14 protein-coding genes are annotated in these 17767 nt (G+C 71.6%); 9 read left to right on the top strand and 5 right to left on the bottom strand.

Going from position 1 to position 17767, the window contains the following annotated elements; genetic code table 11:
• Positions 1–3: 3 nt before the first annotated feature.
• From GCN81_RS04455 to GCN81_RS04445, 3 genes are all read right to left on the bottom strand, one after another.
• Entirely contained in the window at positions 4–1005 is a 1002-nt protein-coding gene (locus tag GCN81_RS04455) for a proline racemase family protein (protein WP_156722118.1), read from the bottom strand.
• A 112-nt stretch (positions 1006–1117) separates the two neighbouring features.
• Positions 1118–1753 (bottom strand): hypothetical protein, encoded by a 636-nt coding sequence (locus GCN81_RS04450; RefSeq protein ID WP_156722117.1) that lies wholly within the window; start codon positions 1751–1753, stop codon positions 1118–1120.
• A gap of 111 nt (positions 1754–1864) precedes the next feature.
• Positions 1865–2791: a ribokinase gene (locus tag GCN81_RS04445; RefSeq protein WP_156722116.1), complete on the bottom strand. Its 927-nt coding sequence runs from the start codon at positions 2789–2791 to the stop codon at positions 1865–1867.
• 197 nt (positions 2792–2988) lie between these two features.
• Between GCN81_RS04445 and GCN81_RS04440 the strand changes: the two genes are divergently transcribed.
• The 5 genes from GCN81_RS04440 (at position 2989) to GCN81_RS04420 (ending at position 9256) form a co-directional block, all read left to right on the top strand.
• Positions 2989–4386 carry a family 2B encapsulin nanocompartment shell protein gene (locus tag GCN81_RS04440; RefSeq protein ID WP_156722115.1) on the top strand — a complete coding sequence of 466 codons (1398 nt, stop codon included), beginning with the start codon at positions 2989–2991 and terminating at the stop codon, positions 4384–4386.
• Positions 4383–5423, top strand: a complete 1041-nt coding sequence (locus tag GCN81_RS04435; protein ID WP_156722114.1) for a family 2 encapsulin nanocompartment cargo protein polyprenyl transferase — start codon at positions 4383–4385, stop codon at positions 5421–5423. Before GCN81_RS04440 ends, GCN81_RS04435 begins: the two co-directional genes overlap by 4 nt.
• A gap of 167 nt (positions 5424–5590) precedes the next feature.
• On the top strand, positions 5591–7771 hold the full coding sequence (locus GCN81_RS04430; RefSeq protein WP_156722113.1) for a terpene synthase family protein: 2181 nt from the start codon (positions 5591–5593) through the stop codon (positions 7769–7771).
• A 515-nt stretch (positions 7772–8286) separates the two neighbouring features.
• On the top strand, positions 8287–8424 hold the full coding sequence (locus GCN81_RS04425) for a hypothetical protein (protein ID WP_156722112.1): 138 nt from the start codon (positions 8287–8289) through the stop codon (positions 8422–8424).
• 73 nt (positions 8425–8497) lie between these two features.
• Complete coding sequence (locus GCN81_RS04420) at positions 8498–9256, top strand: bestrophin-like domain (protein ID WP_156722111.1); 759 nt, start codon at positions 8498–8500, stop codon at positions 9254–9256.
• 38 nt (positions 9257–9294) lie between these two features.
• Here GCN81_RS04420 and GCN81_RS04415 read toward each other — a convergent pair whose 3' ends face one another.
• Positions 9295–10065 (bottom strand): sirohydrochlorin chelatase, encoded by a 771-nt coding sequence (locus GCN81_RS04415; RefSeq protein ID WP_156722110.1) that lies wholly within the window; start codon positions 10063–10065, stop codon positions 9295–9297.
• Positions 10062–11195, bottom strand: coding sequence for a uroporphyrinogen-III synthase (locus GCN81_RS04410; protein ID WP_156722109.1), 1134 nt, complete (start codon positions 11193–11195; stop codon positions 10062–10064). The genes GCN81_RS04415 and GCN81_RS04410 overlap by 4 nt, the downstream gene beginning before the upstream one ends.
• A gap of 192 nt (positions 11196–11387) precedes the next feature.
• On the opposite strand from GCN81_RS04410, the gene GCN81_RS04405 reads away from it, so the two are divergent.
• From GCN81_RS04405 to nirD, 4 genes are all read left to right on the top strand, one after another.
• Entirely contained in the window at positions 11388–13502 is a 2115-nt protein-coding gene (locus tag GCN81_RS04405) for a molybdopterin oxidoreductase family protein (protein WP_156722108.1), read from the top strand.
• Positions 13503–13591: 89 nt separating this feature from the next.
• Positions 13592–14785 (top strand): NAD(P)/FAD-dependent oxidoreductase, encoded by a 1194-nt coding sequence (locus tag GCN81_RS04400; RefSeq protein ID WP_156722359.1) that lies wholly within the window; start codon positions 13592–13594, stop codon positions 14783–14785.
• A complete protein-coding gene (gene nirB, locus GCN81_RS04395) occupies positions 14782–17340 on the top strand; it encodes a nitrite reductase large subunit NirB (RefSeq protein WP_156722107.1) in 2559 nt (852 codons plus the stop codon). The genes GCN81_RS04400 and nirB overlap by 4 nt, the downstream gene beginning before the upstream one ends.
• Positions 17337–17759 carry a nitrite reductase small subunit NirD gene (gene nirD / locus GCN81_RS04390; RefSeq protein WP_156722106.1) on the top strand — a complete coding sequence of 141 codons (423 nt, stop codon included), beginning with the start codon at positions 17337–17339 and terminating at the stop codon, positions 17757–17759. The genes nirB and nirD overlap by 4 nt, the downstream gene beginning before the upstream one ends.
• Positions 17760–17767 lie beyond the last annotated feature (8 nt).

The following is a 17767-nucleotide window of genomic DNA, read 5'->3' as shown; positions in this document are numbered from 1 at the left end:
TGTCTAGAGGACGAATCCGGCCGGGAAGGGGTCGGACGGGTCGAGAAGGTACTGAGCGGTCCCGGTGATCCAGGCGCGACCGGTAAAGCTGGGCAGTACGGCCGGGACACCGGCGACCTCGGTGGTGCCGAGCAGCCGCCCCGTGAACTGGGTACCGATAAACGACTCGTTGACGAACTCCGTGTGCAGCGGGAGTTCGCCGCGGGCGTGCAACTGCGCCATGCGCGCGCTGGTCCCCGTACCGCACGGAGAGCGGTCGAACCAGCCGGGGTGGATCGCCATCGCGTGCCGCGAACGCCGGGCCGTTGCGCCGGGCGCGTACAGGTGCACATGGTGGCAGCCTCGGATGGACGGGTCCTCGGGGTGTACCGGCTCGCCCTCGGCGTTGATCGCGTCCATCAGGGACAGGCCAGCGGCGAGGATGTCGTCCTTGCGGTCGCGGTCGAAGGGCAGCGAGAACTGGTCGAGAGGCAGGATCGCGTAGAAGTTCCCGCCGAAGGCCAGGTCGTATGTCACCGTGCGCCCGTCGGGCAGGGTGATCTTGCGGTCCAGGGCGACCGAGAACGACGGCACGTTGGTCAGCGTGACGGACTTCGCCGCGCCATCCTCTACCGCGACCTCGGCGGTCACCGGACCCGCCGGAGTGTCCAGGCGGATCGTGGTGACCGGTTCGACGACCTCGACCATGCCGGTCTCGACGAGGACGGTCGCGACGCCGATCGTGCCGTGGCCGCACATCGGCAGGTAGCCCGAGACCTCGATGTAGAGGACGCCGTAGTCGCAGTCGGGCCGGGTGGACGGCTGCAGGATCGCGCCGCTCATCGCGGCGTGCCCGCGCGGCTCGTTCATCAGCAACTGCTTGACGCTGTCGCGGTTCTCGCGGAACCACAGGCGGCGCTCGTTCATGGTCGCGCCCGGGATGGTGCCGATGCCGCCGGTGATGACGCGCGTGGGCATGCCCTCCGTGTGCGAGTCGACGGCGTGCAGGACGAGTGAGCTGCGCATGCGTGAGTGTCTCCTCTCAATAGCGTGTGACATGTTACTGCGGGGCGCGGTGAGAGGTAAGGGCATGGCGGCCCCCAGCGCGGGACGGGGCCGCCGCCGGAATCGAGCGCCTCTAGCCCTTGCGGTCGAGCCGTACGTTCAGCACATCGCGGATGTAGTGCTCCACGAACTCGGGGAGCCACGGATCGCGGTCCAGCGCGGCGAAGGGCTCCTTCAGGCGCGGGTCGGGCGCGTCCGTGAGCAGCACGATCCGCCAGGTGTTCAACGGCCGCTCATCGGCGCCGTCCACCCCGTGCTGGACATGGAAGAGCGGCTGGCGCGGGTCCGTGGCCAGCGGCTTCCCCTCCGCGTCCGGCAGTTCCGCCCGCCCGAGGAACGTCACCACCTGCCGCTCGTGGTTCAGCCACACCTCCTCGAGTACGCGCCCGTGGTCACCAGGCTCGTTCCACAGCCGCTGCAGCGACTGCCGTACGAACGCGTCCCCGAGCACACCGTCCGCGCGCCCGGGCGCCCACGACGCGTCACTCCCCGCCTTCACGACGTACGGGATGAACGCGCCAGGGCTGGCCGCCTTCCGTATCTCCAGGTCCCACAGCATCGCCCGCGTGAGGCGCAGGGGTTCACCGGTGGTGTAGCGCTCGGCCAGGACCTTGTTGATATCGACGGGCGTCAACTCGGCCCGGGTGAAGCGGGGATCGGCCCAGGCCCGCTCGAACTCCGACTCCGCTTCCGCGGTGAGATCCGGCATAGCTGCTCCTTCTCGTCCTGACGCTCCCCCCGGGGAGCCAGCTTGGTGCGTGCAGGCAGGCGTGCGGGCATGCGTGCGCGCAGGTCAGGATCATAGGACGAAGATCCGCCGTCAGCCCGTCGCTACCTCATCGGCGGTCGGATACGACTCCTGGGCGCCCTTCTTCGTCACGGCCGACGCGCCCACCCGCACCGCGAAGGCAGCGGCCACGGGGAGGTCTTCGCCCAGGCCGAGCCGCCAGGCCAGCGCGGCGGTGAAGGCGTCCCCCGCCCCGGTCGTATCCACCGCGTCGACCCGGGGGCTTGGCACCGATACGTACGCGTCCGCGCCGGACTCGGCGACCAGCGCGCCCGCCGCTCCCCGCGTGACCACCACCGAGCGCGGCCCGAGGGCCAGCAGCGACCGCGCCCAGTCCTCGGGCGCCGAGCCCGCCGTATCCGTACCCCGCAGCATGAACCGGGCCTCGTGCTCGTTGACCACCAACGGGTCGCAGGACGCCAGCACTTCGGCGGGCAGCGGCGCCGGAGGCGAGGGGTTCAGCACCAGCCGGGTGTCGGCGGGGAGTACCCGTACCACCTCGGCGACGGTGCTCAGCGGGACCTCCAACTGCACCGAGACCACCCGCGCGAGGCCGAACAGGCTCGTCGCGGCCCGGATGTCCTGCGGGGACAGCCGGGCGTTGGCGCCCGGTGAGACCACGATGCTGTTGTCACCCGACGGGTCCACCGTGATCAGGGCGACCCCGGTGGGCGCCCCGCCCACCAGCACCCCGACCGTGTCGACACCGGCCGCGCGCTGTGCCTCGATCAGCAACCGGCCGTGGTCGTCGTCGCCGACCCGGGCCAGCAGGGCGGTCCTGGCCCCGAGGCGGGCCGCGGCGACCGCCTGATTGGCGCCCTTGCCGCCGGGATGGACGCTCAGATCGGAGCCGAGCACGGTCTCGCCGGGGGCGGGACGGCGCTCGACACCGATCACCAGGTCGGCGTTGGCCGACCCCACGACCAGGAGGTCATAGGGGCGGTTGAGGGCCTCGTGCATGGGGGTGTCCTCGGTGTCCTTGGGCGAGTGGTCGGCGTGGCCGTGGAAAGCCTCTACTGCCCGTTTCCGTAGTGATCCATTCTCGCTCCTTTGGGTACTACCACGGGCACCCTCCGTGTTGGAAGTCTGATCTCGCGCACGACAGCGCAGGTCACCACTGGTCACCGCAGGGCACCATCAGGATCGAGGGGACACGTATGTCCGTAGGCGAAGAGACGCGTATGGAGCAGGTCGAGCAGAAGAGCCTCGGCACAGCCGCCGCGCGAAATCTGGCCACCACTTCCAAGTCCGAACCGCAGATGCAGGAGATCAGCTCACGCTGGCTGCTGCGGATGCTCCCCTGGACCCAAGTGCAGGGCGGCACCTACCGGGTGAACCGCCGGCTGAGCTACACCGTCGGAGACGGCCGGGTCACCTTCGTGAAGACGGGCTCCCAGGTGCGGGTCATCCCGGCCGAGCTCGGCGAGCTCCCGGTGCTGCGCGGTTACGAGGACGAGGAGGTGCTCGCCGAGCTCGCCGACCGCTGCGTCCAGCGGGAGTTCGCGCCCGGCGAGCTGCTGGTCTCCTTCGGCAGTCCGATGGACCAGGTCTTCCTGCTGGCGCACGGCCGGGCCGAGCAGATCAGCGAGGGCGCGTACGAGGACGAGGCGGTGCTCGACGTCCTGGCCGACGGGTCGTACTTCGGCGACGCGTGCCTGACCAACGCGGACGCCATCTGGGAGCAGACGGTACGCGCCGAGACCACCTGCACCGTCCTGCTGCTGCCCCGCGACGCCGTACAGCAGGTCGCGGAGCGCTCCGAGTCCCTGCGCAGCCAGCTGGACCGGCCCGTGCCGAACCAACGCACCAACCAGCACGGCGAGAAGGAGATCGACCTGTCGGCCGGTCATGTCGGCGAACCCGAGATCCCCGGCACGTTCGTGGACTACGACGCCGCCCCGCGCGAGTACGAACTGAGCGTCGCGCAGACCGTACTGCGTATCCACACCAGGGTCGCGGACCTCTACAACCAGCCGATGAACCAGACCGAGCAGCAGTTGCGACTCACCGTCGAGGCACTCAAGGAGCGCCAGGAGCACGAGCTGGTCAACAATCGCGAGTTCGGGCTGCTCAACAACTGCGACTACGAGCAGCGCATCCAGCCGCACGACGGCGTGCCCAGCCCGGACGACATGGACGAACTGCTCAGCCGCAGGCGCGGATCGAAGCTGTTCCTCGCGCACCCGAAGGCGATCGCCGCGTTCGGCCGCGAGTGCAACAGGCGCGGGCTCGTCCCGGAGTCGATCGACGTGGACGGCAACCGCATCCCTACCTGGCGCGGCGTCCCGATCTTCCCGTGCAACAAGATCCCGGTCAGCGACGCCCGTACAAGCTCCATCATCTGTATGCGTACCGGCGAGAAGGATCAGGGCGTCATCGGGCTGCACCAGGCCGGGATTCCCGAGGAGATCGAGCCCAGCCTGTCGGCCCGCTTCATGGGCATCAGCGAACAGGCCATCGCCTCCTACCTGGTGACGGCCTACTACTCCGCCGCCGTACTGGTGCCCGACGCCCTCGGCGTTCTGGAGAACGTCCAGGTGAGCCGGTGGCGATGAGCCAGCGCACCGAGCAGGCCCCGGCGCTGGAAGCAGCCGCGCTGCTGGAGGAGACCCGGCACATAGTCGACCCCGAACTCCGGGCGGCCGTCGACTCGTTGCCCACGGCGATGCGCCGAATGGTGCGGTATCACTTCGGCTGGGAGGACGCCGACGGCTTACCCGCGTCCGGCGCGTCCGGCAAGGCGGTCCGCCCCGCGATGGTCCTGGCCACGGCCGGGGCCCTGCGCGGGGCACCCGCCAGAGCCGTACGGGCGGCGGCGGCCGTGGAGCTCGTCCACAACTTCACGCTGCTGCACGACGACATCATCGACCGAGACCGCACCCGCAGACACCGCCCCACCGCCTGGACCGTCTTCGGCGAGTCGGACGCGCTGCTGGCCGGGGACGCGCTCCAGGCGCTGGCCCTGCGCGTACTCCTGGAGGACGCGCATCCGGCGGCCGCACCCGCCGCCGCGCGGCTCGCCGCCTGCGTGGTGGAGGTCTGCGAGGGTCAGCAGGTGGACGGTGCGCTGGAGCGGCGCGACTGCGAGGAGGTGGCGCTGGACGAGTGTCTGGCCATGGCCGGGGCCAAGACGGGGGCGCTACTCGGCTGCGCCTGCGCGATCGGGGCGCTGTACGCGGGCGCGGACCGCGACGAGGTGGCGGCGATGGACGCCTTCGGTCGTGAGGCCGGGCTCGCCTTCCAGCTGATCGACGACATCATCGGTATCTGGGGGGACCCACGGCACACCGGGAAGCCGGTGGGCGCCGACCTCGCGGCCCGTAAGAAGTCCCTCCCCGTGGTCGCCGCCCTCACCTCGGGTACCGCCGAGGGCGCCGAGCTCGCCGAGTTGTACGCGGGCCCGCTCACCGAGGCCGATCAGGAGCGGGCCGCGGTCGCCATCGACCGGGCGGGTGGGCGCGACTGGGCGGCGCAGCACGCGGCCGACCGGATGGCCGGAGCGATAGACCGCCTCTCGCATGCGGTACCCGACCAGGAGGCCGCGGGTGGCCTGCTGTCACTCGTGGAGTTCGTGACCCGACGTACGTACTGAGACGCCGTACGGAGCCCGCGTACGTGAGGCCCACGTCCTGGGACCCACGTCCTGGGACCCACGTCCTGGGACCCACGTCCTGGGACCCCGCGTACGGACGGCCGGGGCCCTTTGGGGAAGAGGGCCCCGGCCGTCCCTCTCATCTCTCATCGCACGAGGAGCGATCGATGCCGCAGTCATTCGTGCTGCCCAGCTTCTATATGACGTATCCCGCCCGGCTGAACCCCCATGTCGAGGACGCGCGCGAGCGCTCCGACGCGTGGGCCCGCGACATGGGGATGCTGGAGGGTTCCGACGTCTGGGACACCAGCGACCTCCAGGCCCACGACTACGCCCTGCTGTGCGCGTACACACACCCGGACTGTTCCGCGGACGTGCTCACCCTGGTGACCGAGTGGTACGTGTGGGTGTTCTTCTTCGACGACGCCTTTCTGCACTTGTTCAAGCGGACCGGCGACCGGGACGGCGGCAAGCTCTATCTGGACCGGCTCGCCGACTTCATGCCGACGGACCCCTCCCAACCGATGCCGGAGCCCACCAACCCGGTGGAGAAGGGCCTCGCGGACCTGTGGTCCCGCACGGTGCCCGCGATGTCCCCGGACTGGTGTGCGCGGTTCGTCACCAGCACGGTGAACCTGCTCAACGAATCGTTGTGGGAACTGTCCAATATCAACGACGGCCGCATCGCCAACCCCATGGAATACATCGAGATGCGCCGCAAGGTCGGCGGCGCCCCCTGGTCGGCGGGAATCGTCGAGTTCGCCGCACAGGCCGAAGTCCCCGCCGTGGTGGCCGAGTCCAGGCCGCTGCGGGTCCTGATGGAGACCTTCTCCGACGCCGTCCATCTGCGCAACGACCTGTTCTCCTACCAGCGGGAGATCGAGGAGGAGGGAGAGCTCAGCAACGGCGTACTCGTCCTGGAGACGTTCCTCGGCTGCACCACCCAGGAGGCCGCCGAAAAGGTCAACGACCTCATCACGTCCCGCATGCAGCAGTTCGAGCACACGGCACTCACCGAACTCGCCCCGCTCTTTGCCGAGAAGGCACTGACACCGCAGGAGTGCGCCGCGGTACTCGCGTATACGAAGGGACTCCAGGACTGGCAGTCGGGCGGCCACGAATGGCACATGCGCTCCAGCCGCTACATGAACGAAGGCTGTGTGCGGTCGTCGTGGGTCCCGGGACCGATGGGCATCGCGGCGCCCGCCCTGAGCCCCAGGGAGCTGATGGTCACCGTCGGCGCCGAGCGCCTGCGCCGCTACAGCCATGTCCCGTTCCAGCGCGTCGGGCCGTCCGTGCTCCCCGACATGTCGCTGCCGTACCCGCTCACCCTGAGCCCCCATCTGGACGCGTCGCGGCGCCATACGATCGAGTGGGCGCACGCGATGGGACTGCTCCAGCCGCAACCCGGTGTCCCCGGCTCACACGTATGGGACGAGCGCAAGATCGCCGGATACGACCTGCCGCTGTGCGCCGCCGGCCTGCACCCGGAGGCGACCCGGGAGGCTCTCGACCTGGCGTCGGACTGGCTCGCCTGGGGCACGTACGGGGACGACTACTTCCCGGTGGTCTACGGCCGTACCCGGGACCTGGTGGGCGCGAAGCTGTGCAACGAACGGCTCTCGCTGTTCATGCCCCTTGACCTGGCCACCCCACCGGCTCCGGTGAACGCCCTGGAGCGAGGTCTGGCCGACCTGTGGGCCCGCACCGCGGGTCCGATGAGCGACCGCTCCCGCGTCGCCTTCCGTGCCTCCGTCGAGGAGATGACGGAGAGCTGGCTATGGGAACTGTCCAACCAGACGCAGAACCGCGTCCCCGACCCGGTGGACTACATCGAGATGCGCCGTCTGACGTTCGGCGCCGGGCTCACCATCGGCCTGTGCCATATCGGGCTCGGCGACACGGTCCCCGAGGAGGTCTACCACAGCGGCCCGGTACAGGCGTTGGAGCACGCGGCCATGGACTACGCGGCCCTGCTGAACGACGTCTTCTCGTACCAGAAGGAGATCGAGTACGAGGGCGAGATCCACAACGGCGTTCTGGTCACCCAGTACTTCTTCGACTGCGACTACCCGACGGCCCTGCGGATGGTCCATGGGCTGATGCGGTCACGCCTGAGCCAGTTCCAGCATCTGGCCGCGAACGACCTGCCGCGGCTGTGCGAGGAACTCAACTTGGCGCCCGAGGCCTGCGAGGCCCTGCGGGGATACGTCCACGAACTGGAGAACTGGCTGGCGGGGATTCTCAACTGGCACCACAAATGCGTCCGTTACCACGCCGAAGACCTCTCCCACAGCCCCATGCCCGCGGCCATGCCCCAGGCCACGCTGGCCACCGCGGCGTGGTGAGCGGCGGCCGTCGCCGGTGGCGCGTTGGGGCGGGGGTCGCCGCTGTGGCCTGCGCGGCTGTCTGCTGCGCGCCCGGTCTCGCGCCCGTCGCGCAGGCCCAGGTGAGGGCTGAGGCCTGTGGATACAGCAACACCGACCTGGACCTTGACGGGTTGGCGCGCACCGCGCGTGAGCAGGGCGTGGGCGAGGCGGTACGGCACGCGTGCAGCTCGACGCCGACCCCGCCCCCGCTAACCCCTGAGCCGCCGACGCCCACGCCCACGCCGCCGAGTCCCGAGCCGCCTGCTCCGCCGCCCACTCCGCCACCGGCTCCACCGCCGTCGAAGGCCGCGCCGCCGCCACCCCCGGCTCCGACCCCACCGCCCCCGCCCCCACCCCCGCCTTCGCCGTCGCCGGTGGTCGAGGTGCCCCCTGCCCCGCCCGTGAAGGCGCCCCCCGCGCCTCCGCCTTCGCCGTCCCCGTCGCCCCGTACGACCCCGTCGCCGTCCCCGTCCATCCCGCGCGCCTACCGGGGCGTGCAGGCGACGCAGGACCAGAGCGGGCGGCCGCTCCCCGCCACCACCCTGCTCTTGGTGGTGCCCGCCGTACTCGCCGCGGCCGCGCTCTCGCGAGGCTCCGGGCTGGGCGGCGGCGGCCGTGGCGGTCGCGGATGAGCGCCATCAACACCCGTAACGCTGAAACCCGTAGCCCTGAAACCTGTAGATCCGACCAAGTGGGAGTCCCTCCATGCCGCACTGGCTGCTGCTGATCCTGGCCATGGGCGCGACCGGCGCGCTCGTCGTGGTCATCACCAGGATCGTTCGACGGCGAGGCGAGGCGAGCGACCCGTCGGAGACCCCGGACGTCATCGAGTACATGACGATGATGATCGGCGTGGTGTACGCCATCGTCCTCGGCCTGGCCATCGCGGGCGTCTGGGAGGCCCTCGGAGAGGCCGAGGAAACGGTTCGCACCGAGGCCCAGGCGCTGCACGAGGTATCCGAACGCGCTCAGGTGTTCCCGAAGCCGGTCAGCGAGGCCATCGACGAGAGCATCGACACCTACGTGCGGTACGTGGTGCGGGAGGAGTGGCCGCGGATGGCCGAGGACGGTCAGCTGACCGAGCGCGGCGACCAACTCCTCTCGGAGCTGCGCGCCGTGGTCCGCGAGAGCGAACCACGCAACGAACTGCAAGGCCAGGCGTACGCGCCGATGCTCGACCAGGTGGCCCGCGCCGACGCGGCCCGCACCGTCCGGGGCGACGCGGCGGAGCCCGCCATGCCACCGGTGGTCTGGTTCGGGCTGATCGCCGGTGCCCTGGTCTCGATCGGCATGATCTTCGCGTTGCAGATCCGGTACACCCGGCGGGAGTTGACCGTCGCGGGGCTCTACTGCGCGCTCTTCGTGTTCCTGCTCATGCTCATCTGGGACATGGACGCGCCGTTCAGCCGAGGCATGCCCGTCTCCGCCGAGGCGTTCCTCGTCCACTTCCCAGGCAGCGGCTGAGCGCCGCCACCGGCAGAGCTTCGCTGGAGCCTTCGCTCTCAGCGGCTGGCCTCGTCATACCGGTCCAGGACGAGCCGGGCGAGCGCGTCGTGCTGGGCGAGTGGGGCCGAGGTGTGCCGGGCGCCCGCGGTGGCCGCGCGCCGGGTGAAGAAGCCTGGGGCGATCAGATAGGTGGCGAGCGCGACCTGTTCGTGTCCCTGGGCGCGCAGCTCGGCGACGGCCTCGGTGGGCGTCGGTGCGGACGCGCACAGGTACGAGGGCACCACCGGCGTGCCCAGGCGCGCGGCCAGCAGCTCGGCCATGCGTACGGTGTCGGCGTTGGCCCGGGGGTCGGTGGACCCGGCGGCCGCGAGGACCACCGGGCCGTCGCCGGGCGGGCGGCCCGCCTCGGTGAGGAGGTCGCCGAGCGCGGCCGCGAGCAACGGGTCGGGGCCCAGCGCGCGGGCGGTACGGGTGCGCAGATGCGGCGCCGTGGCCAGGGCCTCGGGGATGTCCACGCGGACGTGGTACCCGGTCCCGAGCAGCAGCGGTACGAGAACCGCCTCGCCGCTCAGTCCGGCCAGCGTCTCGGTGAGCGGCGGGTCCACCAGGTCCAGCCAGCCCACCTCGACCCGTAGCCCGGGCCGTAGCGCGCGGACGCGCTCCAGCAGCTCCAGCGTCGCCGCGGCCCCGGCGGGCTCCCTGGTGCCGTGGGCGACAGCGACCAGGGTCGGCGCGGCCCCCGAAGCCGACGCCGACCCAGACCCAGACCCCGGCGCCGCGCCCCCTGACGCGCGTGCTCCCCGTACCGCCTGTGGTGCCGGGCTCATCGGCTGGCAACGTCCACGTCGAGGCGGTAGCCGCGCTTGGGCACCGTACGGACCAGGCTCGCGTGCTCGCCCAGGGCCCCCCGCAGCCGCGCCACGGCGGCCTCCACGACATGTTCGTCGGCGCGCTGTCCGGACCAGGCCCGGCGCAGCAGGTCCGCCCGGCTGAGCACCCAGCCGGGGCGCTCGGCCAGGGCGCGCAGCAGCGCGGCGGAGACCGGGGACAGCCAGATGCTGTCGCCGTCGATGAGCAGGGCGCTGCCCTGCAGGGCCAGCGTCCGGTCACCGTACGAGAGCTCCTGGCGGGCCCGCCGCGGCAGGGTCTCGGCGAGGGTCCGTACCATCGCGCCCAGCCGCCCCCGCTCCGGCCAGAGCGGCTCGACCCCGAGCTCCTGGAGCGGCCGGGCGCACACCGGCCCGACACAGACCGAGAGCACATCGCCGCGGAGCCGGGCGAGCAGCGCGTCGTACAGCCCAGCCGTCTCCGCTGACTGCAGGAACGCCGTGATCGCCGGGGCACTGGTGAACGTCAGCGCGTGCACCTCGCCACGGGTGGTCAGCTCGGCCAGCCGCCGTACCGCGTCCGGGTCCTCGGGCGGCGCCCAGCGGTATACCGGTACCTCGATCACCTCGGCGCCGCGCTCGCGCAACGCGTTGGTGAAGCCGGGCTGCGGCGCTCCGTGCTCCTGCACCGCGATGCGACGGCCCCGGATATCGCGGGAGAGCATCCAGGTGAGCAGTTCGTCGATGGCTTCCGAGCGCGGCGAGTACGCCTCGTCGAGCCCACTGGCCCGTACCGCGCCGGTCGCCTTGGGCCCGCGCGAGAGCACCGACGCGCCCTGGCACGCGCGCGACAGGTCGGCCCCGTGCCCCCAGCCGTCGGCCGCGCTCATCCAGCCGCGCCAGCCGACGCCGGTGGTGGCCACCACGTAGTCCAGCGGTCCGGTCAGGCACCGCTCGGTGGCGCGGCGCAGCGCCGCGTCGTCCTCCAGCGGAATGATCCGCAGCGAGGGCGCCTCGATGACCTTGGCGCCCCGCCGCGACAGCAGACTCGACAGTTCATCCCGTCGACGCGCCGCGGTCACGCCGATGGAGAAGCCGGTCAGTGGCTGTTCGGGCTTGCGAGGTTCCATGCGTTGAAGGCTCAAGCAGCCCGGTTGCCATGCCGTTGCCCGTATGTGACGTGCGGGTTAGCTAACCGTCGTCCTTTGTTACGGGAGATGTCGCCTCCCCCACGGGCCCCGAGGTCGAGCGTGAGAACCGTATATCGCGCTCGCAACACAGCGGACCCGGAGCCGTAACGGCCGCGCGTGACGATCGGCAGCATGACAACGATCCAAGCGAGCGACACGGCGGGTCCGGGCCAGGCGGCGGGCACCGTCGACACCCACTGCCCGTACTGCTCGCTGCAGTGCGGGATGCGGCTCACCGGCACCCCGGTCCAGGTGCGGGAGCGGCCTGACTTCCCGGTCAACCGTGGGGCGCTCTGTGGCAAGGGGCAGTCCGCGGCGGCCGTGCTCTCGCCCGCCGCGCGGCTGGCCACGCCCCTGGTACGGGACGGTGGGGAGCTGCGCCCGGCCTCCTGGGACGAGGCCCTTGAGCGGACCGTGGCCGGGCTGAGCGCCGCCCAGCGGAGCCACGGCCGGGACGCCGCGGGGATCTTCGGCGGTGGCGGGCTGACCAACGAGAAGGCGTATCTGCTCGGCAAGTTCGCCCGGGTCGCACTGCGTACGATCAACATCGACTACAACGGAAGATTCTGTATGTCATCCGCGGCTGCCGCGGGCCGCAAGGCCTTCGGTATCGACCGTGGCCTGCCCTTCCCGCTGGAGGACATCCCGCACAGCGGCTGTGTGATCCTCGTCGGCTCCAACCCGGCCGAGACCATGCCGCCCGCGCTGCGCTACTTCCGCGAGCTGCGGGAGAACGGCGGCAAGCTGATCGTCGTCGATCCCCGCCGCACCCGTACCGCCGAGCTCGCCGACCTGCACCTCCAGCCGGTGCCCGGCACCGACCTCGCCCTCGCCCTCGGCATGCTCCACCTGGTGATCGCCGACGGGCACCGCGACGAGGCGTTCATCGCCAAGCGCACCAGCGGCTTCGAGCAGGCCAGGGCCGCCGCGATGGCGCACTGGCCGGAGCGTGTCGAGCAGCTCACCGGCGTTCCCGTGGAGCGGCTGACCGCCGCCGTCTCGCTCTTCGCCGAGGCCGAGACCGGCATGGTGCTCACCGCGCGCGGCCCCGAACAGCAGAGCAAGGGCACCGACACGGTCGGCGCCTGGATCAACCTGTGCCTGGCGACGGGCAAGGCCGGACGGCCGTACTCCGGATACGGCTGCCTGACCGGCCAGGGCAACGGACAGGGCGGTCGCGAGCACGGCCAGAAGGCCGACCAGTTGCCCGGCTACCGCTCCATCGAGGACCCCGCCGACCGCGCCCACGTCGCCTCCGTCTGGGGCATCGATCCCGACGACCTGCCCCGCTCGGGCGTGTCCGCGTACGAGCTGCTGGACGGCCTGGGTCAGGACGGCGGCGTACGGGCGCTGCTCCTGATGGGCTCCAACCCGGTGGTGTCCGCGCCACGCGCCGGCCGGGTCACCGAGCGGCTGCGCGCCCTGGACTTCCTCGCCGTCAGTGATGTGGTGCTCTCCGAGTCCGCCGAGCTCGCCGACGTGGTGTTCCCGTCCACCCAGTGGGCCGAGGAGACCGGCACCACCACCAACCTGGAGGGCAGGGTCATCCTGCGCCGCAAGGCCGTCGACGCCCCCGAAGGCGTCCGCAGCGACCTGTACCTCCTGCATGAGCTCGCCGCCCGGCTCGGCGTGGAGAAAGGTTTCCCGGACGACCCGGAAGAGGTCTTCGACGAGCTGCGCCGGGCCTCGGCGGGCGGCCAGGCCGACTACGCGGGCATCAGCTACGCGCGCGTGGCCGCCGAGGACGGGGTGTTCTGGCCCTGCCCCGACGAGCAGCACGCCGGTACGCCCCGGCTCTTCCTGGACCGCTTCGCCACGCCCGACGGACGGGCCAGGTTCGCCCCCGTGACGCACCGCCCGTCGGCCGAGGAGCCGGACGCCGATTACCCCCTGTACCTGACCACCGGCCGGGTGGTGTCCCAGTACCAGAGCGGCGCCCAGACCCGCCGCGTCCCGGAACTCAACCGCGCCGCCCCAGGCCCCTTCGTCGAACTGCACCCGCACCTGGCCGAACAGCTTGGCGCCGCCGACGGCGACCTCATCGCCGTCACCAGCCGCCGTGGCCGGGCCGAGGCACCGGCCCGGGTGACCGACTCGATCAGGCAGGACACCGTGTTCATGCCGTTCCACTGGGGCGGCGCCGGACGCGCCAACACGCTGACCAACCCCGCCCTGGACCCGACGTCGAAGATGCCGGAGTTCAAGGTGTGCGCGGTCCGCGTCGAGCGGGCGGAGGCCGCGCGGTGACCCCCACGCAGCACACCCCAGCCACCCCGACGCAGCACACCCCAGCCACCACCACGCAGCACACCACCCCCACCCCCGGGCCCCGCCGCATCGCCGTCGTCGGCGCCGGAATGGCCGCCGCCCGCTTCGCCGAGCGGTACGCCGCACTCGGCGGCCGCGGCGAGGTCACCCTGTACGGCGCCGAGCCCCGCGCCCCGTACAACAGGGTCCTGCTCGCCGACGTCCTCACCGGCCGCTACGACGCCGAGGCGCTCACCCTCCAGTCCGCGACCGCGGAGATCCGCACCGGCACCGAGGTAACCGACATCGACCTCGCGGCCCGTACCCTGACCACGGCGACCGACGGACCGGCACCGTACGACGACCTGGTCCTGGCCACCGGCGCCAACCCGGTACTGCCCCCGCTGCGCGGCCTGCGCGCCGCCGACGGCGAGCTGCTGCCCGGCGTGCACTCCTTCCGCACCGTCGAGGAGTGCGCCCGGCTCGCTGAGGACGCCCGTGGCGCCGAGCGCGCCGTCGTCATCGGCGGGGGAGTGCTCGGTGTGAGCGCCGCCCGGGCGCTGGCCGCGCTCGGCATCAAGGTGGAGATCGTCCACCAGGCCCCCCAGCTCATCGAGCGGCACCTCGACGTCCAGGCGGGCGGCGCCCTGCGTACCGCGCTCGCCGCACTCGGCGTCGAGACCTACCCCGACAACCGCGCCCGCGCCCTGCGCGGCACCGACCGCGTCACCGGCGTCGAACTCGCCAGCGGCTATGTGCTGGAAACCGACCTGGTGGTGCTGGCCTGCGGAGTAAGGCCGCGCACCGGCCTGGCGCACACCGCGGGCCTGCCCGTACGCCGCGGCATCGAGGTCGACGACACCCTCGCCTGCGCCCCCGGCGTCTACGCGATCGGCGACTGCGCCGAACACCGCTCGACCGTACACGGCCTCGCCGGACCCGCCTGGGAACAGGCCGACGTGCTCGCCGCCCGGCTCTCCGGAGCCGACCCCGGGGCCCGGTACACCGGCTCCCGGCCGCTGTCCCGGCTGACCGCGGGCCCGGTGCAGTACGCCGCGTTCGGCGACGCCGGGGCCGACGGCCCGGGCCTGGACGTCCTGCGCATCGAGGACGCCACCCGAGGCGCCTACAAGAAGCTGGTGCTGCGCGGCGACCGGATCGTCGGCGGCATCCTCCTGGGCGACCTGACCACGGTCGGCGCCCTCACCCGGGCCTATCAGCGGGACGAACCGATGCCCGCTGATCCTCTGTATCTGCTCACCACGCAAGGAGTTGCCCCATGACGCCGAAGCCGGCACGCAAGGAGCTGGTCCTGGTCGGCCACGGCATGGTCGGCCAGCGTTTCCTGGAGGCGCTCTTCGAGCAGCCTTCGGCCGCCGCCACCTGGCGGGTCACCGTACTCGCCGAGGAGCCCAGGGCCGCCTACGACCGGGTCCAGCTCAGCTCCTGGTTCAACGGGACATCCGCCGACGAACTCAGCATGTGCCCCCAGGAGTTCCTGGACGAGCACGGCATCGAGCTGCGCTGCTCCGAGCCCGCCGCGAAGGTGGACCGCGGAGCCCGCATCGTCACCACCGCGTCGGGCGAGCGGCTGCCGTATGACGCGCTGGTGCTCGCCACCGGCTCGTACCCCTTCGTCCCTCCGGTGCCAGGACACGACGCCGACGGCTGCCATGTCTACCGCACCATCGAGGACCTGGAGGGCATCCGCGCGGACGCCAAGGGTGCCCGGGTCGGCGCGGTGGTCGGCGGCGGTCTGCTCGGCCTGGAGGCGGCGGGAGCGCTCATCGCGCTCGGCCTGGAGACCCATGTGGTGGAGTTCGCCCCGCGCCTGATGGCCCTTCAGGTCGACGATGGCGGCGGCGACGTGCTGCGTCGCAAGATCGAGGACATGGGCGTACGGGTGCACACCGGCGCCGGAACCCAGCGCATCGACACCGGCGACGACGGCCGGGTCCGCTCCATGGCACTCTCCGACGGCAGCGAGATCGAGGCCGACCTGGTCATCTTCTCCGCGGGAGTGCGCCCCCGCGACCAGCTCGCCCGCGACTGCGGACTGCCCGTCGGCGAGCGCGGCGGCATCGTCGTCAACGAGCAGTGCCGTACCGAGGACCCGCATGTGTGGGCCATCGGCGAGTGCGCGCAGACCGTCGACGGACGGGTGTACGGCCTGGTCGCCCCCGGCTACGCGATGGCCGAGGCCGCCGCCCGTGAACTGGCGGACGGCGAAGGTTCGTTCACGGGCGCCGACACCTCCACCAAGCTCAAGCTGCTCGGCGTGGACGTGGCCAGCTTCGGCGACGCGCACGGCGCCGCCGAAGGTGCCCTGGACGTGGTGTACGCCAACAGCCGCGCGGGCGTCTACAAGAAGCTGGTCATCGGCGCCGACGGCGCCCTGCTCGGCGGCGTCCTGGTCGGCGACACCGAGTCCTACGCGGTGCTGCGCCCGCTCGCCGCCAGCGGCACCCCACTGCCCGCGCCCCCCGAGCAACTGGTGCTGCCCGCCGGGTCCGGCGCCCCCGCCGGACCGATCGCGCTGCCCGACGAGGCCGTGGTCTGCTCCTGCCACAACGTCAGCAAGGGCGCCATCAAGGCGGCCGTGCACGAGAACGGCTGCGCCAGCGTCCCCGAGGTCAAGAAGTGCACCAAGGCCGGTACCGGCTGCGGCAGTTGCGTCAAGCTGATGTCCACCATCGTCACCGACGAGCTGGCCGCCAGCGGCGTCGAGGTCTCCACCGCCCTGTGCGAGCACTTCCCGCACACCCGCGCCGAGCTCTACGAGATCATCCAGGTCAAGGGCATCACCGATTTCTCCCGGGTGCTCGCCGAACACGGCACCGGCGAAGGCTGCGACATCTGCAAGCCCACCGTCGGCTCGATCCTCGCGAGCCTCGGCGGCGGACACATCCTGGCGGGCGAGCAGGCGGCACTCCAGGACACCAACGACCACTTCCTCGCCAACCTCCAGCGCAACGGCTCCTACTCCGTCGTCCCCCGTGTCCCCGGCGGCGAGATCACCCCCGAAGGGCTGATCGTCATCGGTGAGATCGCCCGCGACTTCGGCCTCTACACCAAGATCACCGGCGGCCAGCGCATCGACCTCTTCGGCGCCCGCGTCGACCAGCTCCCCCCGATCTGGAAGCGCCTGGTCGAAGCCGGATTCGAATCAGGACACGCCTACGGCAAGGCCCTGCGCACCGTGAAGTCCTGCGTCGGCGAGACCTGGTGCCGCTACGGCGTCCAGGACTCGGTGGGCCTGGCCATCGAACTGGAGCTGCGCTACCGGGGGTTGCGCGCCCCGCACAAGCTCAAGTCCGCGGTCTCCGGCTGCGCCCGCGAATGCGCCGAGGCCCAGAGCAAGGACTTCGGCATCATCGCCACCTCCACCGGCTGGAACCTCTACGTCGGCGGCAACGGCGGCATGACACCCCGGCACGCGGACCTGCTCGCCGCCGACCTGGACCGCGAGACCCTGATCCGTACCATCGACCGCTTCCTGATGTTCTACATCCGCACCGCCGACCGCCTGGAGCGCACCGCCCCCTGGCTGGAGCGCCTTGAGGGCGGCCTGGACCACCTGCGCGAGGTCGTCATGGACGACTCGCTCGGCATCTGCGAGGACCTGGACGAACTGATGGGCCGTCACATCGAGACGTACGAGGACGAGTGGGCCGCGACCCTGGCGGACCCGGACCGGGTGCGCCGCTTCGTCTCCTTCGCCAACGCGCCCGGCACCCCCGACCCGACCGTGCGCTTCGCCCCCGAGCGCGACCAGATCCGCCCGGCCAGGCCCGGCGAGCTGGTCGCCGGACCCGCACTGGAGGTGCGTACCCGATGAGCACAGCGAACCCGGCGACCGTGGAGATCCACGATGGAGCCGAGTGGCAGCCCGTCTGCGCCTGGGCCGACCTGGTCCCGGGCCGCGGCGTCGCGGTCCTGGTCGGCGGCGATCAGATCGCCGTCTACCGCGACCGGGCAGGGCAGCTTTACGCCATCGACAACCACGACCCGTTCAGCGGCGCGTATGTGATGTCACGCGGCATCCTCGGCAGCCGCGGCGATGTCCCGGTGGTGATGTCACCCATGTACAAGCAGGCCTTCGACCTGCGTACCGGCACCTGCCTCGACGAGCAGATCCCGGCCCTGCGGGTCTGGCCCGTACGCGCCAGCGAGTCCGCCTGTGACTCCGCCAGTCCGCTCAGCATGCCCGTGGCCGAAACCTCACAGCCCGCCGCGGCGGGTGTGCGCGAGACGTAGCACCACGG

This window comes from Streptomyces apocyni (genome assembly GCF_009739465.1).
Lineage (GTDB): Bacteria > Actinomycetota > Actinomycetes > Streptomycetales > Streptomycetaceae > Streptomyces > Streptomyces apocyni.
Note: the sequence above shows the minus strand (reverse complement) of the source record. Positions and strands in the feature narration are given on the sequence as shown.

Coding starts and splice junctions, on each gene's coding strand:
- GCN81_RS04455 (WP_156722118.1), bottom strand. CDS start 1,005: ATGCGCAGCTCACTCGTCCTGCACGCCGTCGACTCGCACACGGAGGGC.
- GCN81_RS04450 (WP_156722117.1), bottom strand. CDS start 1,753: ATGCCGGATCTCACCGCGGAAGCGGAGTCGGAGTTCGAGCGGGCCTGG.
- GCN81_RS04445 (WP_156722116.1), bottom strand. CDS start 2,791: ATGCACGAGGCCCTCAACCGCCCCTATGACCTCCTGGTCGTGGGGTCG.
- GCN81_RS04440 (WP_156722115.1), top strand. CDS start 2,989: ATGTCCGTAGGCGAAGAGACGCGTATGGAGCAGGTCGAGCAGAAGAGC.
- GCN81_RS04435 (WP_156722114.1), top strand. CDS start 4,383: ATGAGCCAGCGCACCGAGCAGGCCCCGGCGCTGGAAGCAGCCGCGCTG.
- GCN81_RS04430 (WP_156722113.1), top strand. CDS start 5,591: ATGCCGCAGTCATTCGTGCTGCCCAGCTTCTATATGACGTATCCCGCC.
- GCN81_RS04420 (WP_156722111.1), top strand. CDS start 8,498: ATGCCGCACTGGCTGCTGCTGATCCTGGCCATGGGCGCGACCGGCGCG.
- GCN81_RS04415 (WP_156722110.1), bottom strand. CDS start 10,065: ATGAGCCCGGCACCACAGGCGGTACGGGGAGCACGCGCGTCAGGGGGC.
- GCN81_RS04410 (WP_156722109.1), bottom strand. CDS start 11,195: ATGGAACCTCGCAAGCCCGAACAGCCACTGACCGGCTTCTCCATCGGC.
- GCN81_RS04405 (WP_156722108.1), top strand. CDS start 11,388: ATGACAACGATCCAAGCGAGCGACACGGCGGGTCCGGGCCAGGCGGCG.
- nirB (WP_156722107.1), top strand. CDS start 14,782: ATGACGCCGAAGCCGGCACGCAAGGAGCTGGTCCTGGTCGGCCACGGC.
- nirD (WP_156722106.1), top strand. CDS start 17,337: ATGAGCACAGCGAACCCGGCGACCGTGGAGATCCACGATGGAGCCGAG.